Genomic DNA, 19,333 nt, shown 5'->3' on the forward strand with positions numbered 1-19,333 from the left:
GTCACCGACCGCTTTTTTGATAACTAAAAAGTTTAATCCTAAAGCATTGCAAACGTTGGGTAAATTCCAACGTCAAGAATATGGCCGTGAAAAACCCGCTTGGCATCATCAATCGTATTTAACGCGCCCGTTGTAGCAACTTTAGCTTCATCTAAGGCAAAAATATAAAATAAGTATTCATGATAACCAGAACTTTGCATCGGCGCTACTCCCCGGTAACTACGTTGGGTCAGGCGACTTAGGTCATCCTTAGCGGCCACGCCAGTAGCACTCGCTGGTAGGCCCAGAATATTCCAGTAGCTATAACCGGCCGCGATCGGGTGCTCATCACCTAACATCACGGCAAAAGATTTGGTCTCTTTGGGTGCGTTGGCCCAAAAAAGGGTTGGAATGTGACCATCCCCACCAAGATCCTTATGCAAAAATTGTTTTGGTAAAACACTAAACGGTGGAAATTCAGCAATTGAAACTTCAAAATTAGCGTCATCAAGTGGTAAAAATAAAATTAAGCGGTCGCTTTCGGCCCATTCATAAGTGTGGCGCGTTAAAACTGCTACAAAGGCCGCACTAACGTAAATTTCTTGATTGCTGCCAAAGGGTGCCTGGTCTAACGGAAAACTAATCCCATTAATTCGAAGTGTTTTGGTTCCTAACGTAAATTCAAATTGATCACCTAAGTAATCGCCACTGACGTTAAAACCTTGAGCAACTAATTTTTGATTCAGTGCTTGAAAATAAGCTTTTAACGGAATATATATTTGCGAATTAACCATTAAACCAATCACTGGCAAACGGTGATCGTCCACAACAACGGTTACCGGTCTGTTCCACTGTAAATAACTACTGATACGGTCTTCAATTGAATTCATCATTTAATTCACCTTTATCTATTTACATTTTAGACTAGCGTTTGAAAAGCCTGAGGTTCAACTTTTTGGCTACGTAAAAACCATTTTTGTTGCAAAATAGTTATAAAAAATAGCTTTCACACACTAGCTAGCCCAACAACTTTATTATAAGCGAAAGTAATTCTTTTTTGGGTTAATTTACTGAATTATTTTTCACCAAAATAAAAAGCGGCGGTCAGATTGTTCGGACTAAATTATGCCCGAGATCCTCGCTTAACCGCTGCTCGAATAATAAATCTATTTTCCGAATAAATACTAAACAACTCCCGCTTCTTGATAATCATTTTGTAATAGTTGGGTCATTTGTTCAAAGGCAGCTTCACGTTTCTGACAGCCTTCCTGATAACGTAATACGTTTAAGGAGCGTTTTTCAGGTTCCAATGCCGCAACAATCAACGCCATGGCCTGGGTATAGGCCTCAAAATTCATTGCCATTGCGCGATGTTGCGCGCCGTATTGTTCTGGACAATCTAAGGCCGAAAAGCGAGCTACAAAACGTTTGTAATTTTCTAAACTACGGGCAAAGTTTTGTTGTGAAAGCTTCAAGTCGGTGGTTGTTATTTCTGGGTCATTAACGATAATTTCGTGTTTGCGTTCATATTCCTTAAAACCTTCGTCAAATGTTTTAACCTTTGCTATCATATACGCTACACACTGTAAGTATTTTTTTTGAATATCAATTTTAGTCATTATTCATTCCTTCTTTCTTATTGTTTCGATAAGAATAATTTAGCATTTATTTATCCAAACAACAATAGAAAAGTGGATGATTTAACTGACTTGCAACAATTGTCACATTAATCTCATATAAGTAGGTTTTTTCAATGATAAAGTTCATAATTTGGTCAAATTTAGCCCTTTTATTGGTCAAAAATTAGTGGTATTCAACGTGGTATAATAAAGCAAAAAGTAAAATAAGGGTAAGGAGCAAAGCAGATGGAAGCAATTGTCATAAATCATTACGGTGACGCAAAGCAGCTCACGGCGGCAGAAATTTCGGTACCTGAAATCACTGCTGACCAGGTCTTAGTTAAACTACACGCCACTTCAGTTAACCCGATTGATTGGAAAATGCGAACTGGCCTGCTAAAAGATGCCTTTCCGTTTCATTTTCCAATTACCTTGGGCTGGGATGCCGCCGGGACAATTGAGGCCATTGGCGAAAATGTGCACGACTTCAGTATTGGTGATGCTGTTTTTGCGCGTCCTGATTTAAGTCGTGAAGGCACTTATGCTGAATACACTGCAATCAACCAAGATAAGCTGGCCAAAAAACCGGCTAATATCAGCTTCAGTCAGGCAGCGGCCGTCCCGCTTGCTGGTTTAACCGCTTGGCAAACAATTCATAACGTTCTCAAATTGCAGTCCGGGACAAATATCCTAATCACTGGCGGTTCCGGCGGCGTCGGTTGTTTTGCCATTCAGTTAGCAAACCTGGTCGGTGCGCACGTTACAACCACTGCTAGCCCTAACCATAGTGACTTTGTTAAATCATTAGGTGCAGAGACAGTCATCGATTATCACGAAACAAGGCCCAGCGAAACATTAAAGGACTTTGACGCCGTTTTAGATCTAGTGGGCGGTGAGGCTTTAACTGACAGTTACAAGGTTTTAAAAACTGGTGGTCACGTTGCCTCGATCGTAGAAAATATTGATAATGAGCTCATGACAAAGCTTAAATTAGTTGGCCATCATTTTTGGCTAGACCCTAAGGGCACTGATTTACAACAATTGGCCGAATTATTGGCGGCCAATAAATTACAGGTTCCAATCGCCCGTACACTCCCATTTTCTGAAATTGGTTTAAATGTCGCCCACCGCTTAAGCGAAACGGGCCACGTTCAAGGAAAAATTGTTATTCAAATGCATAATGATTAACGAGATAGTTTAGGAGTGGGACAAAAGTCGGTTTTGGCGCACGTTCCAAATTAAAAATAGTTCTGCTTAGAAATGTTGGCGACCTTTGTGGCATCCTTCAACATTTTAAGCAGAACTATTTTTACATTTACCAGTGTTTAATCAAAAACTACTATATATTACAAAATAACTTAAGCAGTTTGCTTCGTTTTACCGCGAAGCAAGAAGGCCAATCCAAGCCCGATTAATTCAATGATCAAGAAAGTTACAAAAACGCTATGGTAGCCGGCAAGTGCAGCAGTTGTCTTAGTACTCCCCTGATTCAAATGACTAGCGGTGACGTTGGCCAAAATCAAAGTGGCAACCGCAACCCCGGTTGACCCCAGTATTTGGCGAACAGTAGTGATAACGGCAGTCCCATGGGCAATCAGGTCATCCGGTAAAGAATTAGCCCCTAAAGTTACAGCCGGCATCATGACAAAGGCATTACCACCTTCAATGATGGCCGCGAACACCATCATTAACCAAATATTCAGATGCCCAGCAAAAATAACTAACCCAAACCAGCCAAGACAAATTAAAATCATTCCACTAAGCATAACCTTGCGGAATCCAAACCGATCAGCCAAATGACCAGTCATCGGATTTAAAATACTCAATACTACCGCAGCGGGAACTAAGGCCATTCCCGAAATAAATGGGGTGACGTGGAGTATATTCTGATAGTAAAGCGGAAAAATAATTGTCACCACGATTAACGCAATGTACGAAATTGCCGTCAAAAGAACGGATAAATCGTAATTAAAAGACTTCATCACCCGTAATTCTAGTAATGGCTCGGTTAAGTGAAGCTGCCGGTAAACAAACCCAACAACCATCAACAGACTAACCAGCAAAATTACAGTATAAATTCCCCAATTAACACCAGGTTTACCAATTTGATTAACAACGTATAAAATACCGATAAAACCAACCGAACAAATAATTGAAAGAAAATCAATACTTGAAGGCTTCAACGGCATAACACTCTTAATTTGGAATATCCCCAAAATAAAAACAGCAGTGATAATAACCATAAAGACAACGAAAAGTCCCTGCCAAGTAGTCAAACGTAAAACAATTCCTGAGATAATCGGACCAACGGCCAGTGCAGAACCCATAACAAGACCGGCCAACCCCATTATTGTCCCACGTTTACTTTCCGGTGTGATCGATAACATAACTGTTTGATAAGATGGAAACAAAACACCAACTGCAATTGCTTCCATAACACGGCCCGTCATCATGACGGCAAAATTAGGTGCCAGTAAGATAATTAACGTACCCAGGTCAAAAATAGCTAATACTCCCAGATAAAGCCACTTAAATGGTACATTATTTAACAACCACGGACTAACTGGCATCATGACACTCATAACTAACATGAAGCCTGTTGTCAACCACTGAACCGTTGATGCTGGAATATTAAAATACCTCATCAAAGTCGGATAGGCCGTCGATAGTGCCGATTGACTAATTGACATTGTAAACGTTCCTGCTAATAACGTTAAGATAAACCAAAATCGGTTATACCCTTTTTTCCCCGCAGAAATTGTGTTGCCTGCCATTATGTAGATCCCCCTTAACTCACTTATCACGTATTAAATTGATAAATTTCTTCAATATATAATTTAGAACAATTATTACTAAATACTCAGTAAATTATAGTTTTCATTTTAATAAAAGTAAAGGCTTCAAATTTTTAAACTCATTTTCACCTTGTTTGAACTGGTACTAACAAAAGTGATTTTCAAATCTAGCCAGAGTTAATACTGGTTTTTCTTAAGCTTAATTATTTTTATAATTAAGTTGCTAGTTTCAACTTGGAATCATTCTTAAAAAGTGGTTTAATAAAGTTATGATAATGAACTTACAAATAGGAAGGATGACAGCTTGTGGCTAATGACGTTATGGACCAAACACTGCAGGTACTGAAGGAACACCGACTACGGGTAACACCGCAACGTCATATTATCCTTGCATACCTCGCCAGCCATCATAATCACCCATCAGTTGAGACAATCCGTACTGCATTAAATAAAAAATTACCAAATCTTGGTGCCGCCACCGTTTATAATACGCTAAACACCTTCGTTGATCTTGGACTTGTTGTGGAACTTCAAAACGGCGATGGCAGTACACACTATGATTATTTTGGTGATCCCCACTACCACGCAATTTGTACTAATTGCGGGCGCATTACCGATGTAACTTACGATGGTTTTAACAAAGATGAGCGCAAATTGGAAAGCAAAACGGTCGAATTAACTGGTTATATGATTTCTGGAAATCACATGGAAGTTTATGGCTTATGTCCAACTTGTCAAAAGAAATTACGAATCAACCGTAATTAAAAAGAAGCCCTGAAGATTTTCTAAACAAAAATCTTCGGGGTTTCTTTGCGTAAAAAATAGTAAGAAGTTGCACCAAAAGTCCTGGCCGCTCCTTACTGCTTCTGGACATTGCTCTAGTGGAATGTCGCGCTCATGTTTAAATTGAATTATATTGCTATTAAAAATAATGCCGCTTGGCCACTGAATTACACGTGGGCAAATTTAGCTAGGTTCCATTCCGGCGCTGGCGTATGGAACGCGTGGCGCGTTGATAAGCTAATTTTCTTTCCGATTAAACCCATTCGGAAAAGAAAATGGATCTTGTCAATCACGCAAGGTACTAAATGACCACAATTCGGTCATCAAGTACCTTCGACACGGCTGATACGCCAGCGCCTCCATTCCACCTTGGCAGTGGTTGAGCTCTGATTATTGATTAATTTAATTGTTTAATTAGTCCAATTGAGTAGGAACCACAGCTTTAATACTGCACAACTTATCGGTGTTCTTAATTAGCCAGCAACACTGACAAAGGTAGTTTTCACCTACTTGCAACATAATAACTGTTTTACTGCAATTGACACAAATAACACTTAAATGTGCTACTGCGTCCAGATTTCATTTTGGGGCGCTAGGATCAGCTGTGTCGATGATTATTAATGGCGGTCTGGGCCATTTAGAATCATGTTTTGGCGCTTTATGCCTTAGTTGAATGGCCATCATCCGTAGCATCTAAGATTTTCGTTCCGAAAATCATCCACTATTGTGAAGTAGAATCATGCGGGCCTGGCAAGTCCAAGTCGCACGCGTTCCGTCCTCGCGCATCGGAATGGAGTCTAATCTGATTTGGCTTGTTCCAGTTAGGCTTTGACGTTCTAAAAACTAACTAATAGTTTTAAATATGATCGCTACGATGCTCTAGAACGTGAACCCAAAACCGACTTTTGTCCCATTCCCTTACCAAAATTTAACTCGCTTAAATTACAATAACTGACCAACGTAATAATGAATAAACATCGTAATAATACCCACAATTATATTTCGGATAATCGCCGTTTTAGCGGAACCATCACCAAATTTAGCACTTAAATAACCTGTTAACGCAACCGCTAATAGCACCGCCGTAATAGTACCTGGCCATTTTAGGCTTAACGGTAAAAAGGTCATCGCAAATAAAGGAAAGATTCCACCAGAGGCCGCCGCCACTAATGACGAAAAGGCTGCACTCCAAGGGCTCATATAGTGACCAAGTTCTAAATTATACTTAATTTGGATGACGGTTCCTAAAGCGTCTTTTTGCATTAACTCACGGGCAATATCAAGGGCCGTTTCGTGGGTTACGCCCCGATCCTGATAGTACGCCGCAACGGTCTCTAGTTCATCAGCATAGTTAGTTTGGATCAATTCTTTTTCTTGGGCGACAACTGCCTTTTCGGTATCTCGTTGCGAACTAACCGATGCATATTCACCAGAAGCCATTGAAAATGCACAAGCTAAAAGATCAGATAGACCCGCAATAAAGATGGTGAACTGATTAGTCGTTGCTGCGGCGACACTAAAAAGGACACCAACAACCGTTAAAATACCATCATTGGAACCTAAAACACCGGCACGTAATGTATTTGATCGTTCACTCATCGTCATCTTTTGTTTTTTTATTTTAGTTGGTTGATTTAAGGTTTTCATCATTATTTTAATCTCCCTTGCTGTACATTACTGACTAACCAAAATGACTAACGGGCAAAAAGATGACCGATTAAATACGTGATGAGCATTGTCAAAATCCCGGAAATAACATTTCGAACAACAGCCTGAAATCGGTTTGCATTACCTAGTGCTGCGGCCGTATAACCAGTAACGGCCAGCGCAACAACAACCGCAATAACTGTTGCGCTAATTCTAATTTCTGCCGGGAACAATGTTATAGAAACTAACGGCAAAATTGAGCCTGTAGGAAAGGCGATCATTGATGCGATTGCCGCCGCAAACGCACTCGTCTTTTCTTTTGGATTAAAACCGTAGCGCTCACGAACTGCCGTATAAAGACGATCACCCTTCATCATTTCATCAGTTGCCTTTTGTGCCAAATTTTCAGAAATACCGGTAGCCATATACTTGTTTTTAATATAAGTCACTTCACCGGCGTAGTCATTGTCTAAGGCAGCGGATTCACGCTCGATTGCTCGCTTTTCAGAATCACGTTGTGTGTTTACAGAAACCCATTCACCCATTGCCATTGAAATTGTACCGGCCAACATTCCGGCAATTCCGGCCAGGAAGATTGCGTAACTATTATTAGTTGCTCCGGCAACACCAAGAACAATTCCAGCGACAGAAACAATCCCATCATTGGCCCCCATAACACTTGCACGCATAACATTAATTTTTTCTGCTAAAGATCGTTTCTTCGTCTGTTCCATAATTACACCTCTAACTCATTAATTGCTTATTTATAATCATTATCATCTGTTATCGGTTAAATTATAATTTATTTTTTTATGAATGTAAAGCTATTTTAGCAATCCATTTCCGGGATATTATTATTACTACGTTAATTGATAACCATTATTAATTGCGCTAACTTTACTCGGTCACGTACTAAATTTTGCTTACAGTGCTTTGAGGGCATGTAAACAACGTAAGAAGCTATTTTTTTACCTACATGACTTTTTCATAACAATAAGGGCTTATTTTTACACCATTTTTTTACTTATTATTTGAATTTTACAAATGTCTTGTTCACGTAATAAAAACTTAATCTAGTCCCGTTACACTAGTGATTTCAACGGTTTTGGCACTCGTAATTGCCAACTTGCATATTTGCCGCTACCCTTTTTTATAAAACCCTACTATGATGTAGGTGTTGAATAACTATTAACACATATAGAGGGGATTTGATGACAGGTGAAATCTTTAAAAGCCTCCTCATCTATGACTACCGTGGTAAACAAATCGCGTTAGCTTTAGATGTGCGCTACACTCTAAAGGCGAAAAACGGCTATATCTTAGCTTTACGACCAGGCGAAAGGCAAGAACGCTTACCAAACCTCATCGCGGCCGCATAACGCGCCACTTAAATTTGTTATTTTAGTCCAATTGCGGTTTATTTTTGTCACTAAAAGATGAGCTAAGCGTGCTAGCTTTGTTAATGAATTGTGATCAATAAAAATTTTGTTTATTATTTATTTTTATTGATTACAATTAACTGCAAAGCTACACTTTAGTTCATTTTTTTCGCTTTAGTATCTATTTTTTTACTATTTTACCAAAATTTGTTTATACTAGGTGTAAGTCTAATAAGAGGAGTCGATCGCGATGACCTGGGGTATAATTGCAACATGGAAAATGAGTTTGGCTGGTGTCACTAAGGCAGCAGAATTACTTGCTAATGGACGACCCAGCGGTGATGCTGTTGAAAGCGCGATTGAAGATGTGGAGGATAATCCACAATTCAACACCGTTGGCTATGGTGGTTTACCAAATGCTGAGGGAGCTGTCGAGCTTGACGCTTCTTTCATGAATGGCGATACTTTAAGCATCGGTTCAGTAGCTAGTATGACGGATATTGCGCACCCAATTGCGGTTGCGCGTAGCCTATCACATGAGCAGTTAAATAATTTTTTGTCTGGCGGTGGCGCTAATAATTACGCGCAACGACACGGCTTTGCTGTAAAAACAATGTTAACGCCGGAAACCCAGACATACTGGGGTAAACAAGTCCGTAAAAACGCAACACGACATGACGTTATTAACACGCATGATTCAGTCGGCGTTGTCAGTCTTGATTACCGCGGTCGTTTGCATACAGGCTCTTCAACTTCAGGTATTTTCATGAAGGCAAAGGGCCGACTTGGTGATGCACCGTTACCTGGTGCAGGCTTTTACTGTGACAATCATATTGCTGGTGTTACCACAACAGGATTAGGCGAAGATCTTATGAAAGGCATGTTACCTTTCAAGATTACCCAACTAATTGCTGATGGATTAACCCCGCAAGAAGCCTGCGATAAGGCTGTTTATCCATTTATTGATGATCTATACCACCGGAGTGGCCATATTGGCGCTGTTTCCGTCGTGGCAATGGATAAAAATGGTGAGTGGGGCGTGGCTACCAACGTTGATTTTACGTTTGTTGTTGCAACTGACAGCTTAAAACCAACAACCTTTCTAGCAAAACGCGCCGCTGGTAACACAACTACGATTGAAGAAGCTGGCATTTAACTAAAGCGTGGTTCAAGGGCACAGAAATCTACTTTTTTAGACGTGCTTACACTGAGTCCATTGAAAACAACTATTAAATAATTTCAAAATACAAACTAAATAATCGCAAAATACGTACAAAAAAAGGTCCTATAATCTAGAAATATTTTTAGATTATAGGATCTTTTTATTGCGCCACATCATCACGATTCAATAGCCTAACGTCTTCACCCGCCGCCTTTAACAAATCAATGTGCGTTTCACCCCAAGTACACATTTGATTTAAAACGTGGCTCAAACTTTTACCGTAATCAGTTAGTGAGTACTCAACCTTGGGCGGTACTTGATTATAAACGTGACGGTTAATGATGTTATCGACCTCTAATTCACGTAATTGTTGCGTTAGCATTTTTTGGGTAATATTCGGAATAACTCGCCGTAATTCACCCGTTCGCATTACCTGATGCCGTAAATGGCAAAGTATAATCGGTTTCCACTTACCACCAATTATTTCCATTGTTGCTTCGACACCAATATTGTAGGTTTGACATTTCATTAGATTTAGCTCCTTTATTGCTAAGATAACCAATTATTTCTTTTTAGTACCTACAGCACTTTAAAGTACGTAATTGTTTAATTACTCCGTACAAGTATAATACTAATCACTGCGGTAAATAACAACTAAAGGAGTAGAAATAATGAAAAAACAAACAATTTCACCTGCACTTACGCTATTGGCTTTAGCAATCAGCGCCTTCGCAATTGGATCAACCGAATTTATTAGCGTTGGCCTAATGCCCTTGTTAGTCAAAAGCTTTAATATCACACTTAGTCAAGCTGGCCTAACCGTTTCGATGTACGCACTTGGTATTACAGTTGGCGCCCCCGTTTTGACAATTCTTACTGGAAGTTGGCAACGTAAAAAACTCATGTTAGCGATTATGGTTACTTTTATTATCGGTAATCTTTTGGCCGCCTTTGCACCTTTTTATAGCGTGCTGTTGCTGGGCCGAATTATCGCTGCCCTTGCTCACGGCATTTTCATGTCGGTCGCATCAATTATTGCCGCCGATGTTGTTCAGCCTGCTAAACGAGCAAGTGCCATTTCAGTCATGTTTACCGGCCTAACTGTAGCGACAGTTACCGGCGTCCCCCTTGGTACTTTTATTGGCCAACACTTTTCGTGGCACTGGTCATTTATTTTTATTGCGTTCATTGGCCTAATCGGTTTAATTGCGAATTATTTTTTAGTACCAGACAGACTTCCGATTCCTGGGAAAACTGATCTTAAAGGATTCGTTCGTATTTTTAAAAATCCACCACTTGTCATTGCACTATTAATTACGGCGTTAGGTTACGGTGGCACCTTCACCGCCTACACGTATTTGACGCCAATTTTAGAAAATCTGCTTCATTTTTCTGCTAATGCTGTTGTCGTTATTTTAATTGTTTACGGTTTGATGGTGGCGATTGGTAATACGCTTGGTGGTCGTTTTGCCAATCTAAATCCATTAAATGCATTACTAAATATGTTTATCGGTTTAGCACTAAGTCTATTTCTCCTGTTTCTAACGTTGCATAATCAGTACCTTGGATTATTTGCCATTCTTTTAATGGGCCTTTTTGCCTTTATGAACGTCCCTGGTTTACAACTTTACATTGTTCAACTCGCGGAAAAGTATACCCCAAAAGACACAACGCTAGCTTCGGCACTTAATATTTCAGCCTTCAATGTGGGTATTACAATTGGTTCCTTCACCGGCGGCCAAGTTACGGCTCACCTCGGAATCGCCTTCACACCATTATTCGGAATTATCATGGTTATCCTTGCCATTTTGTTAACCGGCTACCTGATCAAAATGGCACATCAAGAAAAGAAGCGCCCGGCCATTAGTTCACAGAATACTTGCTCGGTAAATGATAATTAAAAACGCCGGCTAAAAAGATGGTACAACTAAAGTGGAGTGTGACAAAAGTCGGTTTTGGGTTTACTGCGTAACGTAAGCTAATCCAATAACCGTACTATGGCTATTGGATTAGCTGTAGTTAGGCACGTAAATCCAGACTTTTGGCGCACATTCTAGAGCAATGTTCGGAAAAATAAAAGGCTAGGACTTTTTGTCCCAGCCTTTTTAGTTGTACCATGCGTAATAAAACGTAATAAATTCCCCATCTAACTGGCATAAAAAGTACTGATTAGATGCTGTAATTGTTTATTTTGTGCCACCGTACCAAAGGTTACCCGCAGCCAATCAGGTCGAAGCCCTCCCCGAACTAAAAAGCCATGCTGCAGTAAATAGTCCTTTAATTTCAGGGCATTAGGCGCTGCAAAGAAAATAAAATTGGTTTGACTTGGATAAAATTTCAACCCCTGTTGCTTTAAAAATTCAGTCCAAGATTGGCGGGCCTGTTCAACTCGTACAACCGTTTGTTGAATAAAAGCTTGATCTGCCAAGGCAGCCTGTGCCGCTAACTGACTTAAGGAATTCAAATTATAGGGTAAACGAACGGCCTGCATGCTAGCAATTAAAATTGGCGGTACAACCGCGTAACCGACACGAAAATTGGCCAATCCATAGACTTTAGAAAAGGTTCTAAGTAATAATAAGTTGGAAAACTCTTTTAATAAAGGTAGGGCTGATGGTTGTTTAGCCGAGGTCACGAAATCAATGTACGCTTCATCAATCAGTACCAATACATTAGGCGGTACCTGCTGTAAGAACTGACGTAATGCAACCACCGATAAATAGGTTCCAGTTGGATTGTTGGGATTACAAAGCCAAATCAACTTTGTTTTGGCCGTAATTCCTTTGGCTAATGCTTCAAGATCAAATTTGCCATTAGTCAATATCGGCACATCAACCACCGTGGCACCTTCGATTTCAGCATGTAATTTATATTCCGAAAAAGTTGGCCATGGTTCTAAGACTTCATCGTTGACTTCTAAAAAGCTGCGGGAAATTAATTCAATAATTTCGTCTAAACCACAACCAAACAATAGTTGCTCCGGCTGTACCTGCAAATAGTCAGCAACTGCCTGCCGTAAATTCCGCGCATCACCATCCGGATAATACCGTGCATCATTAAATTGCCAGTTAACGACTGCTTCTTTTACCTTGGGTGAAGTACCAAAAGGATTTTCGTTGGCGGACAGACGAACAATATTTGCAACCCCGACCTTCTTTTCCAAAACAGAAAGTGGCTCTTCAGGAATATACGGTTGCAATTTTTTTACTGCCTTTTTTAACATTATGTCAGTCCTTTCTAGTGATCAAGCGCGCTTGAAACGGCGCTTAGCTTTTAATTTAGAGGTCATTAATTTCCCGGCGGTCCTTGGTTTTACTCATCAAGCCTTCTCGTTTTGCCAGTTCTTGCTTTATTTGATCAAGGCTAATGCCACGATCGACCATTAGAACTAATACATGGTAAAGTAGGTCGCTAACTTCATAAATGAATTCAGAATCACTTGGATTTTTAGCAGCAACGATTACTTCAGTTGATTCCTCACCAACTTTTTTCAAGATTTTATCTAGCCCTTTTGTAAATAGATAATCGGTGTATGAACCTTCTTTAGGATTATTTTTACGTTCCAAAATTAATTTATAAAGTTCAGCAATATCTTGTTCCATCATAATCTCTCCTCTTTTTAATTAATCAGTTAATTCACGGTAAAAACAGCTGCGGTGGCCTGTATGACAAGCAGGTCCCGCCGGATTAACACTAATTAATAACGTATCGGCATCACAATCAATTTTAACGTTAACTATCTGCTGCGTATTACCACTGGTTTCACCTTTGTGCCAGAGTTGCTGGCGGCTACGGGACCAAAACCACGTTTCACCACTGGCCAATGTCTTCTGGAAGCTTGTTTCGTTCATATAAGCCACCATTAAAACATCTTTGCTTGCAGCGTCAATGACCACTGCCGTAATCAGGCCAGCACTATTTTTACTAAAATCTGGCTGAATCATCGGACATTAACTCCCTTCTGCCGCAAATCCTGTTTAACCTCCGGAATTGTAAGTTCACCGTAATGAAAAACTGAGGCCGCTAGTGCAGCGTCCACTTTAGTTTGCTGAAATAAATCACTAAAATCACTTAATTTTCCGCAACCACCAGAAGCAATAATTGGCACTGCCACGGCTTTGGTTAATGCTTGATACAACGCAAGATCATAGCCGGCTTTCGTCCCATCCTGATCCATACTGGTTACTAAAAGTTCCCCAGCACCACGGTTAACAACTTCCTTGGCCCACTCAATCGCATCCAAATCGGTTACTTTCTGACCACCATTTGTGTATACCCGATAACGCTGCGCCTGTGCATCAAAACGGACATCAATCGCAACGACGATACACTGGCTGCCAAATTTTTCTGCGCCGGCCGTTATTAATTCTGGGTTAGTGACAGCTGCAGTGTTTAGTGACACTTTATCCGCGCCAGCCTTTAGTAAAGCCTGCATATCGGCCACACTATGAATACCGCCGCCAACAGTTAATGGCATAAAAACCTGACTAGCGACCTTTTCAATCGTCGTCACCATAGCACCGCGGTTTTCATTAGTTGCCGTAATATCTAGGAAAACAAGCTCATCCGCACCTTGTTTTTCGTATGCCGCAGCGATATCAGCGGGATCACCTACATCCGTTAAATGAACAAAGTTGACGCCTTTTTTTACCCGACCATTATCAACATCGAGGCAGGGAACAATTCGTTTAGTTAACATCACTCCACCTCCGCAAGTTCGGCCAATGTCACCGTACCTTCATACAACGCCTTACCAATAATACTGGATTGAACCTTATTTTTTGCCAACTGTTTCAAATCGGCCAAATCACGAATTCCTCCTGAGGCGACAATGACAGCTGCAGGATATTGTTGCTGTAACTGGGCAAGCAGACTAACGTTAGGCCCACTCATGGTCCCATCACGCTGAATATCTGTAACAATAAAAGTTTGTACCCCAACCGCCAACATCGCCGCTAATGCTGCACTGATGCTAGTCTTACTTTGCTTCAACCAGCCATCCGTCGCAACTTGACCATTTTTGCCATCGAGGCCAACAACAATTTTGGCGGCACCAAATTTTCTAACTGCCTGGGCAACTAACTCTGGATTATTTAAGGCCGCGGAACCAATAATAACGCGATCAATCCCTAAATCTAAGTAACGTTCAATTTGCTGCAAATTACGAATTCCACCGCCAACCTCGATAAAGAGCCTCGTTTGCTTGCGAATCTTTTGAATGACAGCTTGATTAACGGGCAAACCATCCTTAGCACCATCGAGGTCGACTAAATGTAGGTTAGTTAAATTAGCCGCTTCAATCTGTTTGGCCTGCGCAACTGGATCGGCGTTAATTAACGTTTGCTGGTCAAATTGGCCTTGGTAAAGACGGACACTGTGGCCTGCTTGTAAATCAATTGCGGGAAAGACGTTCATCTAAGGCCATCTCCTTAAAGGCGTTCAGTCCTTTAAGACCGATTGCGCCACTTTTTTCAGGGTGAAATTGCATCCCGATCACATTATTTTGCTGAACGATGCTCGGAATCTCAACACTATAATCGGTCTGGGCTACGATATTACGCGCAGAAGTTTGAGCGTAGTATGAATGAACAAAATAGGTGGCCTGCTGATCAAAAATTTTACCGAAACGATTACTTTGCGTAGCCGTATTAGTGTTCCAGCCCATATGGGGTACCTTGTAGCCATCTTTTTCAGGTAGCGGCACAATTTCACCTGGTAAGATGCCAAGCCCTTTTGCCTCGCCAAATTCATAGCCGGTTTCAAATAAAAGCTGCATGCCCAAACAAATTCCCAACATTGGTTGTCCCTTGGCCGCCGCCGTTTGAAGTACAGAAATCAACTGGCGTTCCTGCAAGGCCAGCATCGCTTTTTGAAAGGCACCCACACCTGGTAAAATAATGCCATCTGCCGCCAAGATTGTTGCTGGATCAGCAGACAATTGATTAGGAACGTTTAAATAATCTAACGCCTTTTTCAAATTACGAGTGTTACCAGTGTCATAATCCACAATCACAATCATTTAAATCACTCCTTTAGTGGATGGCACACCTTTCACTTCTGGGTTTAAGGTGACGGCCGCGCGCATTGCCCGACCTAATGCCTTAAATAGGGTTTCAACTTTATGGTGCGTGTTGCGACCGTATAAAATTGCAACGTGACAATTTAATTCAGCGTTAAAAGCAAAGGCCTGGAAGAAATCCTCAGTAACTTCAGTATCATAACCACCTAACTTAGGATTATCGAAGTCAGCATTAAAAACTAAGTAAGAACGTCCTGATAGGTCAATAACAACGCGGGCCAAAGTTTCATCTAATGGTACAAAGGCCGTTCCAAAACGTTCAATTCCGGCCTTATCACCTAAGGCTTGTTTAAAACACTGTCCTAATGCAATTCCTACATCTTCAGTTGTGTGGTGGGGGTCAACTTGTAAATCACCATTTGCCTTAACAATAAGGCCAAAACGGCCATGTTTAGCAAACGCCTCTAACATATGATCAAAAAAACCAATTCCAGTATCAATTTCAATTTTGCTAGCATCTTCTAAATTCAGTGAAACCTTAATCTGGGTTTCTTTAGTTTGTCGTTCGATTGTGGCTTGACGCATGGGTATTCCTCCTCTATTTTTAAGGTCTATTTTGCGAAAATGCAAAATCCTATTATCGGATGATGTCCACTCTCCTAGCATGAAAATCGTGCTCTGGAAACATGGCTTCTTCTCTATTTTTAAGATCTGTTTATAATTATCGCTTCTAAAAGCGACTTTCAATCGCCCGGGCATGTCCCTCGAGGCCCTCAACTCTGGCCAAGGTTGTGATTGGAGCGGCCTCTTTTGCCAATGCCTCTGGTGTATATTGAATAAATTGCGTTCGTTTAACAAAATCGTAAACGCCTAAGGGTGAGAAAAAACGTGCGGTGCCACTAGTTGGTAAAATATGGTTAGGCCCGGCAACGTAATCGCCTAAAGGTTCAGACGCTGTAGTGCCAAGAAAAACGGAGCCTGCATTTTTAATCTGATTCAGATACGTCATCGGATTGGCCAGCTGAATTTCTAAATGTTCAGGTGCAACGGCATTCATCAGCGTAAATGCATCATCAGTGTTGGCCACAACAGCGATAAAACCTTGGTCATTAACTGAAGCAGTTGCAATCTCACGCCGAGGTAACGTTACTAATTGTTCATCAACGGCTTGACTAACCGCCTCTGCAAAAGCCGCACTAGTTGTCACTAACATTGGTCGGGCCAATTTATCGTGTTCGGCCTGTGATAATAGATCGGCCGCAACTTGTTGCGCTTTAGCAGTTTCATCAGCAATAATTCCAATTTCGGATGGTCCAGCAATCATATCAATACTGACTTGACCGAAAACTTGTTTTTTAGCAGTTGCAACAAAAATATTACCCGGACCCATAATCTTATCAACCTTGGGAATGCTCTGTGTGCCGTAAGCCAAGGCGCCAATTGCCTGCGCACCACCAACTTGATAAATCGCACTAACGCCGGCTAATTTAGCCGCTGCCAAAACTGCCGGATTAATCCCAGCAGGCTGAGGGGGAGTGACCATCACAATCTGTTTAACTCCGGCCAATTTAGCTGGAATTGCACTCATAAGAATTGTGGATGGATAAGCGGCTGTACCGCCGGGAACGTATAATCCGACTGCGGCTAAAGGCAACACCTTTTGCCCACGAACAACCCCTTTTTGTTCAGCGTCAACAAATCCGTAAGTTATTTCTTTTTTGTGATACGCGGTAATATTACGTTGCGCTAATTTTAAGGCGGCTAATAATTTAGGATCACAATTATCATAGGCGTCATCAATCACGCTTTGCGGCACTTTAAAATCAGTTAAATCAACTTGATCAAATTGTTTTTCGTATTTTCGTAAGGCTGCATCACCATCTTGCCGAACATCTGCTAAAATTCCGGCAACACTGGCCTCAACGTCTGGTCGGTTAGCTTGTTGGCGATTACGTTTGGCAACTTGGTTTAATAATTCATCTAATGGTTGTTTTAAAATTTGCATATGTTTTTTCCTCCTATTGTTTAGCGGTGCTTAGGCGCTGAATTAGCGTTGCAATTGCGGTTTGATGTTGTTTCAGTGCTAGTTGATTAACAACTAGTTGCGTTGACACTTTTTGCAAGCGCGCGTAGACTTGCAGATTATTTTCACGTAACGTAGTTCCCGTTTCGACAATATCCACAATGGCATCAGCCAGGCCAACTAATGGGGCCAGTTCAACGGAACCTTCAATTTTAATAATTTCAACATCTTCACCAATTTTTTGGAAATAACGTTGCGTAATGTTAGGGTATTTAGTCGCAATGATCTTGCGCTTAATCTGATTCGGATCGAATTCAGGAGTTGAGGCCAGGACAAATTGGCACTTACCAACCCCCAAATCCAACATATCGTACTGTTGATTATTTTGTTCAGATAAAATATCACTACCGACAATGCCAATATCAACGGCGCCGCGATTCAGGTAGGTCAAAACATCGGGCCCTTTTACCAAAATAAAGTGAATGTCAGGCAAGTCGTTAAAAATCAAGCGCCGTTCCTTATGCCGAATTGCCGTGCAATCGACGCCACTAGCCTCTAGTAATGGTATAACCTGTTGCTCCGTACGTCCCTTGGTTAAGGCAATTTTTAAAGCACTCATGCCTGCACCACCTTTCCCGTTACATCAACTAAGCGACTGCCCGCCGTTTCGGCCAAGCGCCGCGCTTCCTTTAAGTTATCCGCTAGGCAAAGGCTGCTGTTAGGAATCTTACGAACTAACGCCTCAGCCTGGCGCCAATCACTGGTTTCAAAATAAATCAGCGTCGTTTCTACTGGTTTACCTGTAATTGTTCGCGCAACTAAATCATCAATTGAAAAGGCCAAACCAACGGCCGGCTGCAATGTTTTTTGGAAACTAGATAATAGCTGATCGTAACGGCCACCGCTAAATAAATAATCAGCCGCACTTTGGCAATAACCACGAAAAATCATGCCCGTATAGTAAGTCTGTGGCGACGCAACACTTAAATCTAACGTCAATTGTTGCTGGGGAAAACGTTGTTGCAAGAAAATTTGTGTTTCCTTTAGTTCTTCGCAAATGGTTGTAACGGCCTTAATCTTAGGCAACAGTTGTAATTGCTGCCAAACTGCCGCAAAATCACCAAATAACCACGGCCAAACTTTCAGAAATGGATAAAAATCACTTGCCGCAAGTGGTTTAATTAACGTTGTATAACGGCTTAGATCCTTAGCGTAGAGCGCCGTTTGTAAGTTACGCCGTTCAATTTCGTTTAGTGGTAAGGCTGCTAAAACTAACGGGACAAATTTTGCGTTTCCTAATTCAACTTTCAAATCCGTAATTTGTAAGGCCTGTGCGAGTTCAACCGCGGCTATAAGACATTCCCATTCGGCCTTAAGTGACTTATAGCCGATTAACTCAATACCGGCTTGCGCAATTTGATTATAACTACCGGATAACTTTTTCTTTACTCGGAAAACGTCCCCGCTGTAATACCACTTAACCGGCGTCTTAATACCCGTTGTGCTCATTACCCGGGCCACCGGTAAAGTTAAATCCGGCCGTAAAACCAACGTTTCGCCCTGTTCGTCTAATAACTGGTAAGGCTGGTAAGTTTTTAAATCTAATTCGGAAAAAACGGCCTTGTATTCTAATAACGGCGTCGTTATTTTAGCGTAGCCACGTTCACGGAAATAGCGTTGAATTTGATTAATCATTCGTTCTTTTATTTGGGCCGTAGCACCGAATTCATCCCGTGTACCAACTGGTAAGTTGCGGTTTAACATCACTAACACTCCCTTAATTTTTAGATAAAAAAAGTCCCCGAGAACTCATTAGAGCTCTCGAGGACGAATATAATCGCGGTACCACCTCAATTTGTCTACACCTCACGATGCAAACCTCACGTTGACTGACCACTAGTCATCCTAAAAAAGGAGAACAGTTGTC

21 protein-coding genes and 1 other annotated feature (1 of these 22 cut by a window edge) are annotated in these 19,333 nt (G+C 41.2%); of the genes, 5 read left to right on the forward strand and 16 right to left on the reverse strand.

The window, feature by feature from the left end; genetic code table 11:
• Nucleotides 1-38: 38 nt before the first annotated feature.
• A complete protein-coding gene (locus tag AYR53_RS01940) occupies nucleotides 39-872 on the reverse strand; it encodes a stalk domain-containing protein (protein ID WP_068226107.1) in 834 nt (277 codons plus the stop codon).
• A gap of 291 nt (nucleotides 873-1,163) precedes the next feature.
• Nucleotides 1,164-1,598: a hypothetical protein gene (locus AYR53_RS01945; protein WP_068226106.1), complete on the reverse strand. Its 435-nt coding sequence runs from the start codon at nucleotides 1,596-1,598 to the stop codon at nucleotides 1,164-1,166.
• Between the two features lie 246 nt (nucleotides 1,599-1,844).
• On the opposite strand from AYR53_RS01945, the gene AYR53_RS01950 reads away from it, so the two are divergent.
• Nucleotides 1,845-2,786 carry an NADP-dependent oxidoreductase gene (locus AYR53_RS01950; RefSeq protein ID WP_068226105.1) on the forward strand — a complete coding sequence of 314 codons (942 nt, stop codon included), beginning with the start codon at nucleotides 1,845-1,847 and terminating at the stop codon, nucleotides 2,784-2,786.
• A 170-nt stretch (nucleotides 2,787-2,956) separates the two neighbouring features.
• Here the strand turns inward: AYR53_RS01950 and AYR53_RS01955 are convergent, their stop codons facing one another.
• Nucleotides 2,957-4,372 (reverse strand): MFS transporter, encoded by a 1,416-nt coding sequence (locus AYR53_RS01955; protein ID WP_068279642.1) that lies wholly within the window; start codon nucleotides 4,370-4,372, stop codon nucleotides 2,957-2,959.
• A 327-nt stretch (nucleotides 4,373-4,699) separates the two neighbouring features.
• On the opposite strand from AYR53_RS01955, the gene AYR53_RS01960 reads away from it, so the two are divergent.
• Nucleotides 4,700-5,158 carry a Fur family transcriptional regulator gene (locus AYR53_RS01960; RefSeq protein ID WP_100077722.1) on the forward strand — a complete coding sequence of 153 codons (459 nt, stop codon included), beginning with the start codon at nucleotides 4,700-4,702 and terminating at the stop codon, nucleotides 5,156-5,158.
• Between the two features lie 960 nt (nucleotides 5,159-6,118).
• On the opposite strand, the gene AYR53_RS01970 is transcribed toward AYR53_RS01960, so the two are convergent.
• Both AYR53_RS01970 and AYR53_RS01975 read right to left on the reverse strand, forming a co-directional pair.
• Nucleotides 6,119-6,823 carry a VIT1/CCC1 transporter family protein gene (locus AYR53_RS01970; protein WP_404802800.1) on the reverse strand — a complete coding sequence of 235 codons (705 nt, stop codon included), beginning with the start codon at nucleotides 6,821-6,823 and terminating at the stop codon, nucleotides 6,119-6,121.
• Between the two features lie 47 nt (nucleotides 6,824-6,870).
• Nucleotides 6,871-7,557: a VIT1/CCC1 transporter family protein gene (locus AYR53_RS01975; RefSeq protein WP_068226101.1), complete on the reverse strand. Its 687-nt coding sequence runs from the start codon at nucleotides 7,555-7,557 to the stop codon at nucleotides 6,871-6,873.
• Between the two features lie 477 nt (nucleotides 7,558-8,034).
• Between AYR53_RS01975 and AYR53_RS13620 the strand changes: the two genes are divergently transcribed.
• A complete protein-coding gene (locus AYR53_RS13620; protein WP_100070518.1) occupies nucleotides 8,035-8,202 on the forward strand; it encodes a hypothetical protein in 168 nt (55 codons plus the stop codon).
• Between the two features lie 250 nt (nucleotides 8,203-8,452).
• Nucleotides 8,453-9,358 (forward strand): isoaspartyl peptidase/L-asparaginase, encoded by a 906-nt coding sequence (locus AYR53_RS01980; protein ID WP_068226100.1) that lies wholly within the window; start codon nucleotides 8,453-8,455, stop codon nucleotides 9,356-9,358.
• Between the two features lie 166 nt (nucleotides 9,359-9,524).
• Here AYR53_RS01980 and AYR53_RS01985 read toward each other — a convergent pair whose 3' ends face one another.
• On the reverse strand, nucleotides 9,525-9,893 hold the full coding sequence (locus AYR53_RS01985) for a winged helix-turn-helix transcriptional regulator (RefSeq protein WP_068279640.1): 369 nt from the start codon (nucleotides 9,891-9,893) through the stop codon (nucleotides 9,525-9,527).
• Between the two features lie 142 nt (nucleotides 9,894-10,035).
• On the opposite strand from AYR53_RS01985, the gene AYR53_RS01990 reads away from it, so the two are divergent.
• Entirely contained in the window at nucleotides 10,036-11,265 is a 1,230-nt protein-coding gene (locus AYR53_RS01990) for an MFS transporter (RefSeq protein WP_068279637.1), read from the forward strand.
• Nucleotides 11,266-11,510: 245 nt separating this feature from the next.
• Here the strand turns inward: AYR53_RS01990 and hisC are convergent, their stop codons facing one another.
• The 10 genes from hisC to AYR53_RS02040 all read right to left on the reverse strand — a co-directional run bounded on the left by hisC (nucleotide 11,511) and on the right by AYR53_RS02040 (nucleotide 19,170).
• Nucleotides 11,511-12,587: a histidinol-phosphate transaminase gene (gene hisC / locus AYR53_RS01995; RefSeq protein ID WP_068279634.1), complete on the reverse strand. Its 1,077-nt coding sequence runs from the start codon at nucleotides 12,585-12,587 to the stop codon at nucleotides 11,511-11,513.
• 55 nt (nucleotides 12,588-12,642) lie between these two features.
• The gene (gene hisE / locus AYR53_RS02000; protein ID WP_068226097.1) at nucleotides 12,643-12,969 is read right to left on the reverse strand and encodes a phosphoribosyl-ATP diphosphatase; all 327 of its coding nucleotides are present in this window, start codon (nucleotides 12,967-12,969) and stop codon (nucleotides 12,643-12,645) included.
• Nucleotides 12,970-12,987: 18 nt separating this feature from the next.
• Nucleotides 12,988-13,308, reverse strand: coding sequence for a phosphoribosyl-AMP cyclohydrolase (gene hisI / locus AYR53_RS02005; protein ID WP_068226096.1), 321 nt, complete (start codon nucleotides 13,306-13,308; stop codon nucleotides 12,988-12,990).
• Nucleotides 13,305-14,063 carry an imidazole glycerol phosphate synthase subunit HisF gene (gene hisF / locus AYR53_RS02010; RefSeq protein ID WP_068226095.1) on the reverse strand — a complete coding sequence of 253 codons (759 nt, stop codon included), beginning with the start codon at nucleotides 14,061-14,063 and terminating at the stop codon, nucleotides 13,305-13,307. The genes hisI and hisF overlap by 4 nt, the downstream gene beginning before the upstream one ends.
• Nucleotides 14,063-14,779 carry a 1-(5-phosphoribosyl)-5-[(5-phosphoribosylamino)methylideneamino]imidazole-4-carboxamide isomerase gene (hisA, locus tag AYR53_RS02015; protein ID WP_068226094.1) on the reverse strand — a complete coding sequence of 239 codons (717 nt, stop codon included), beginning with the start codon at nucleotides 14,777-14,779 and terminating at the stop codon, nucleotides 14,063-14,065. Before hisA ends, hisF begins: the two co-directional genes overlap by 1 nt.
• The gene (hisH, locus tag AYR53_RS02020) at nucleotides 14,757-15,383 is read right to left on the reverse strand and encodes an imidazole glycerol phosphate synthase subunit HisH (RefSeq protein ID WP_068226093.1); all 627 of its coding nucleotides are present in this window, start codon (nucleotides 15,381-15,383) and stop codon (nucleotides 14,757-14,759) included. The genes hisA and hisH overlap by 23 nt, the downstream gene beginning before the upstream one ends.
• Nucleotides 15,384-15,968, reverse strand: coding sequence for an imidazoleglycerol-phosphate dehydratase HisB (hisB, locus tag AYR53_RS02025; RefSeq protein WP_068477229.1), 585 nt, complete (start codon nucleotides 15,966-15,968; stop codon nucleotides 15,384-15,386).
• Between the two features lie 145 nt (nucleotides 15,969-16,113).
• On the reverse strand, nucleotides 16,114-17,388 hold the full coding sequence (hisD, locus tag AYR53_RS02030) for a histidinol dehydrogenase (RefSeq protein ID WP_068226091.1): 1,275 nt from the start codon (nucleotides 17,386-17,388) through the stop codon (nucleotides 16,114-16,116).
• A gap of 13 nt (nucleotides 17,389-17,401) precedes the next feature.
• Nucleotides 17,402-18,025 (reverse strand): ATP phosphoribosyltransferase, encoded by a 624-nt coding sequence (hisG, locus tag AYR53_RS02035; RefSeq protein WP_068226090.1) that lies wholly within the window; start codon nucleotides 18,023-18,025, stop codon nucleotides 17,402-17,404.
• Complete coding sequence (locus AYR53_RS02040) at nucleotides 18,022-19,170, reverse strand: ATP phosphoribosyltransferase regulatory subunit (RefSeq protein WP_068279631.1); 1,149 nt, start codon at nucleotides 19,168-19,170, stop codon at nucleotides 18,022-18,024. Before AYR53_RS02040 ends, hisG begins: the two co-directional genes overlap by 4 nt.
• Before the next feature lie 56 nt (nucleotides 19,171-19,226).
• Nucleotides 19,227-19,333 (reverse strand) — a binding site (T-box leader) (it continues 155 nt past the right edge of the window).

Origin of the sequence: Loigolactobacillus backii (genome assembly GCF_001663675.1) — a bacterium.
Taxonomy (GTDB): Bacteria; Bacillota; Bacilli; order Lactobacillales; family Lactobacillaceae; genus Loigolactobacillus; species Loigolactobacillus backii.

Bases quoted from the DNA above. Each gene is read 5' to 3' on its own strand.
- hisB (WP_068477229.1), bottom strand. From the start codon at position 15,968: ATGCGTCAAGCCACAATCGAACGACAAACTAAAGAAACCCAGATTAAG.
- AYR53_RS01955 (WP_068279642.1), bottom strand. From the start codon at position 4,372: ATGGCAGGCAACACAATTTCTGCGGGGAAAAAAGGGTATAACCGATTT.
- AYR53_RS01980 (WP_068226100.1), top strand. From the start codon at position 8,453: ATGACCTGGGGTATAATTGCAACATGGAAAATGAGTTTGGCTGGTGTC.
- AYR53_RS02040 (WP_068279631.1), bottom strand. From the start codon at position 19,170: ATGTTAAACCGCAACTTACCAGTTGGTACACGGGATGAATTCGGTGCT.
- hisH (WP_068226093.1), bottom strand. From the start codon at position 15,383: ATGATTGTGATTGTGGATTATGACACTGGTAACACTCGTAATTTGAAA.
- AYR53_RS01940 (WP_068226107.1), bottom strand. From the start codon at position 872: ATGATGAATTCAATTGAAGACCGTATCAGTAGTTATTTACAGTGGAAC.
- AYR53_RS01985 (WP_068279640.1), bottom strand. From the start codon at position 9,893: ATGAAATGTCAAACCTACAATATTGGTGTCGAAGCAACAATGGAAATA.
- hisE (WP_068226097.1), bottom strand. From the start codon at position 12,969: ATGATGGAACAAGATATTGCTGAACTTTATAAATTAATTTTGGAACGT.
- hisI (WP_068226096.1), bottom strand. From the start codon at position 13,308: ATGATTCAGCCAGATTTTAGTAAAAATAGTGCTGGCCTGATTACGGCA.
- AYR53_RS13620 (WP_100070518.1), top strand. From the start codon at position 8,035: ATGACAGGTGAAATCTTTAAAAGCCTCCTCATCTATGACTACCGTGGT.
- hisD (WP_068226091.1), bottom strand. From the start codon at position 17,388: ATGCAAATTTTAAAACAACCATTAGATGAATTATTAAACCAAGTTGCC.
- AYR53_RS01945 (WP_068226106.1), bottom strand. From the start codon at position 1,598: ATGACTAAAATTGATATTCAAAAAAAATACTTACAGTGTGTAGCGTAT.
- hisG (WP_068226090.1), bottom strand. From the start codon at position 18,025: ATGAGTGCTTTAAAAATTGCCTTAACCAAGGGACGTACGGAGCAACAG.
- hisC (WP_068279634.1), bottom strand. From the start codon at position 12,587: ATGTTAAAAAAGGCAGTAAAAAAATTGCAACCGTATATTCCTGAAGAG.
- AYR53_RS01990 (WP_068279637.1), top strand. From the start codon at position 10,036: ATGAAAAAACAAACAATTTCACCTGCACTTACGCTATTGGCTTTAGCA.
- AYR53_RS01970 (WP_404802800.1), bottom strand. From the start codon at position 6,823: ATGAAAACCTTAAATCAACCAACTAAAATAAAAAAACAAAAGATGACG.
- hisF (WP_068226095.1), bottom strand. From the start codon at position 14,063: ATGTTAACTAAACGAATTGTTCCCTGCCTCGATGTTGATAATGGTCGG.
- hisA (WP_068226094.1), bottom strand. From the start codon at position 14,779: ATGAACGTCTTTCCCGCAATTGATTTACAAGCAGGCCACAGTGTCCGT.
- AYR53_RS01950 (WP_068226105.1), top strand. From the start codon at position 1,845: ATGGAAGCAATTGTCATAAATCATTACGGTGACGCAAAGCAGCTCACG.
- AYR53_RS01975 (WP_068226101.1), bottom strand. From the start codon at position 7,557: ATGGAACAGACGAAGAAACGATCTTTAGCAGAAAAAATTAATGTTATG.